The sequence below is a fragment of the Streptomyces thermovulgaris genome (genome assembly GCF_002155915.1).
In the GTDB taxonomy this organism is placed as follows: Bacteria; Actinomycetota; Actinomycetes; order Streptomycetales; family Streptomycetaceae; genus Streptomyces; species Streptomyces thermovulgaris.
Genome location: NZ_MUME01000381.1, coordinates 1 through 3,375, shown reverse-complemented (window position 1 = coordinate 3,375; position 3,375 = coordinate 1). Strand labels below are relative to the sequence as shown.

At 74.0% G+C, this 3,375-nt stretch carries 4 protein-coding genes; all 4 read left to right on the top strand.

Annotated elements, in window-relative coordinates; translation table 11 throughout:
• The coding region (locus tag CCN35_RS24650; protein ID WP_342748651.1) for a nucleoside-diphosphate kinase at positions 1 to 954 on the top strand (954 nt) is incomplete at its 5' end.
• Between the two features lie 82 nt (positions 955 to 1,036).
• Entirely contained in the window at positions 1,037 to 2,050 is a 1,014-nt protein-coding gene (locus CCN35_RS24645; protein ID WP_067399381.1) for a ScbA/BarX family gamma-butyrolactone biosynthesis protein, read from the top strand.
• Positions 2,047 to 2,946 (top strand): hypothetical protein, encoded by a 900-nt coding sequence (locus CCN35_RS28525; protein ID WP_158100436.1) that lies wholly within the window; start codon positions 2,047 to 2,049, stop codon positions 2,944 to 2,946. The genes CCN35_RS24645 and CCN35_RS28525 overlap by 4 nt, the downstream gene beginning before the upstream one ends.
• Positions 2,943 to 3,353, top strand: a complete 411-nt coding sequence (locus CCN35_RS28520) for a nitroreductase family protein (RefSeq protein WP_158100435.1) — start codon at positions 2,943 to 2,945, stop codon at positions 3,351 to 3,353. Before CCN35_RS28525 ends, CCN35_RS28520 begins: the two co-directional genes overlap by 4 nt.
• Positions 3,354 to 3,375 lie beyond the last annotated feature (22 nt).

Sequence of the window (3,375 nt, the reverse complement as noted above, 5' to 3'; positions counted from 1 at the left end):
CCCCCAGTGACCCACCTTCCCGACCACCCCGGCCCCGAACACGGCATCGCGGTGCCGCCCCTGCTCACCTGCCACCCCGCCAAGCAACGGCTGTACGGCGCGGACACCTACTACCAGGAAGCCCACGAACAGCTCGCCGCCCTCACCGGCGACGTCACCGGCTTCGCCTGGCACCACGCCGCACTGCTGCTGAAACCGGACGCCGTGGTGGCACGCAGACTGGAAGCGGCCGTCGAGTGGCTGACCGAACAGGACTTCCGGATCGTGGGCGCGGCGATCACCCGTCTGACCCGCACCATGATCCGGGCCCTGTGGTACTTCCAGTGGAACCTCGCCACCCCCTACCGCAGACGGCTCGCCGCGCTCTTCCTCCAGGACGCCGACGCCCTCGTCCTCGTCGTCCGCCCCGGCCGCACCCTCGACATCCCGGCCTCGGTGGAACTCACCCGGCTCAAGGGCCCCACCGACCCGGACGCACGGGTGCCCGGCCAGCTCCGCCACCGCCTCGGCCGCTACAGCTATCTGCTCAACCTGGTCCACACCCCCGACGAACCCGCCGACGTCCTCAGGGAGCTGGCCGTCCACTTCGACGACGCCGAACGCGACCGCCTCCTCCGGTCCGCACTGCGGGGCGAGGACCGCACCGGCCACGCCCTCGAGCTGGCCGACCGGCTCCACGCCGCCACCAAGCCCCGCGAACTCGACTTCGGACCCGCCCTCGAACGGCTGCGCCGGGCAGTGGCGGACCGCCTCGGCCCCGACAGCACCGCCGACCCGCGCCGGCTCCTGGAGGAGGCCTGGCGGCAGGGAGTCGACCTGGACCCCTGGGACACCGTCGTCGTCGGCTCCAAGGTGCTCCCCATGCGGCAGCCCGGCCGCGCCCCGGTGCTGGACGGCGCCGACGCCGCCGCATGGCGCCGCCATCTGGCGGCCCTCGGCACCACGGCCCCATGAGGACGGCCCCGAGAACACCCCGCGAGAACACCCCTGTGAGGACGGCCCCGTGAGGACGGCCCCGTGAAGGAGGAACACCCCCATGCAGTTCACCAGGACCCTCCCGAAGGAACTGGTCCACCGGGCCGCGGTCGCCGAGGTCTTCCTGACCGACGCGAAACGCACGGGCGAGGACGAGGTGCTGCTCGCCGCGCAGCTTCCCCGCCTGCACGCCTTCCACGACGACACCCTCGCCCCCCGCACCCACCACGACCCCTTCCTGGTGCTGGAGGCGTGCCGGCAGGCCATCTTCGTCGTGGCCCACCGCTGCCTCGGCGTACCGCTGGGCCACAAGTTCCTGCTGCGCGCGGTCGAGTCGGACGTGCTCGACCTGACCGCCCTGACGACCGGGACCACCCCCACCGAGGCCGTCATCGCCGCCCGCATCGAGGAACGGCTGCGCAGCCGGTCCGGGATGACGGGACTGCGGCTGGCCTTCACCGTGACCGTCCGCGGACGCCCCGCGCTGTCCGCCCGCATCGACTACTCCTGGATGCGGCCGCAGGACTGGGACCGGCTGCGGTCCCGGCAGCGCGACGCGTTCGGCCTGTCCCGGCCGCCCGTCGCACCGCTCGAAGGCCCGTGCGCCGACGCCGCCGCGGTGGGCCGCCGCGACCCCGCCAACGTGGTCATCTCCCCGCCGCGTCCCACGGGCGACGGCGGGAGCGAGGCCCGCCTGGTCGCCCGGACCACGCACCCCACGCTGTACGACCACTGGGTCGACCATGTGCCCGGCATGCTGGAGCTGGAGGCATGCCGCCAACTGGCCCTGACCGCCGCCGTGGCCTCGGGCACGCTGCGCGCGCCCACGGCGCTGCCGGTCGGCCTGTCCGCACGGTTCCACCGCTTCGCCGAGATGGACCTGCCCCTGGTGTGCCGCACCGCCCCGGTGCTGCCCGGAGCGGACGTGGAATGCACCCTGCACCAGCTCGGCACCCCGGTGGCCGAGGCCCGCATCGGCTTCGCCGACCGGGACACGGACACCCGCGGCCCGGCCGGCGCCGCGGGCACGGCACCGGGCCGCATGCCGAGAGCGGGAGGGACGGTCCTGACATGAGCACCGTCGCCGTCACGCAGGTGCCCGCCCGGCTGGCCCGCTTCGTGCTCCACATGTTCCGGCCCTGGGTCTACGCCACCTACGGACTGCTGTGGACCCTGGCCCTGGAGTCCTCCGCGGTGTCGCTGACCGGCACGGCCTGGCGTCCGGCGGCGGCCACCTGGGTGCGGGCGCTGAGCGTGATCCTGGCCCTGCTGTTCCTGCGGATGCTGGACGAGCAGAAGGACCTCGCGTACGACCGTGTGCACCACCCGGACCGGCCGCTGGTCACCGGCGCGATCACCGTCGCCGAACTGCGCGGCGGCATGGCCGCCCTGACCGCCGTCGTCACGGGCCTGAACGCTGCGCTGTCACCGGCGGCCGTCCTGCTGATCCTGGCGGCCCTCGGCTACGCGCTGCTGCTCGCCGCCCTGGAGCACCTGTCGGCGGCACTGCGCGAGCGGCAGCTGCTCAATCTCGCGGTCACCTGCCCGGTGCAGGTGCTGCTCGGGGCGTATGTGTACGGATCGCTGGCCGCCGCCGGGACCGTCACCGCCGACTGGCGCGGGGCGGTGCTGCCGACGCTGTGCGTCTGTGTGCTCCTGCACTACGAGTTCGCCCGCAAGACGGCCTGGGAGACACCGCCCGGAGCGCGCCTGTACTCGGCCGCTCTCGGCCCGCGGCGCAGCGCGGTGGTCACGGCGGCCTTCGCGGCGGGGGCGGTCGGCTGCCAGATCGTCCTGTTCCTTCCGGACGGCCCGGCGGGCCTGCTGCCCTGCCTGACGGCGGTGCTCCCGGCCTGGGGCCTGCGGCGGTTCCTGCGGGCACGCCGCGGAGGCTGGCCGCTGCCGCTCGCGACGGGCTTCGTCGCGGGCACCCATCTCGCCCTGATCGTGCGCGCGGTGATGCTGCCGTGACCACCGGACGACCGCTGACCTGCGAGGAGCTGCTCACCACCACCCGCACCGTACGCAACGGCCTGGATCTCGAACGGGAGGTGGACCCGGAGCTCGTCAAGGACTGCCTGCGCATCGCCCTTCAGGCACCCAACGGCAACAACCGCCAGAACTGGCGCTGGCTGCTGCTGACCGACCCGGAGGTCCGCGCCGGCCTCGCCGAGGTGTACCGGGCGGCGTTCTACGACCGCAACGCCGCCGCTCTGCGACGGCTGGACGAACTGCCCGGGAAGGAACGCTCGATGCTCGTCGCCGCCCGGCGTCTGGCCGAGCGGCTGCACCGTGTCCCGGTCCTGGTCGTCCCCTGCCTGGAACTGGCCGACGCCCGGCTGCCGGCGGGCAGCAGGGAGCCCCACAGTCCGGCCTGATTGCCCGCCGGCAGCCGGGCGT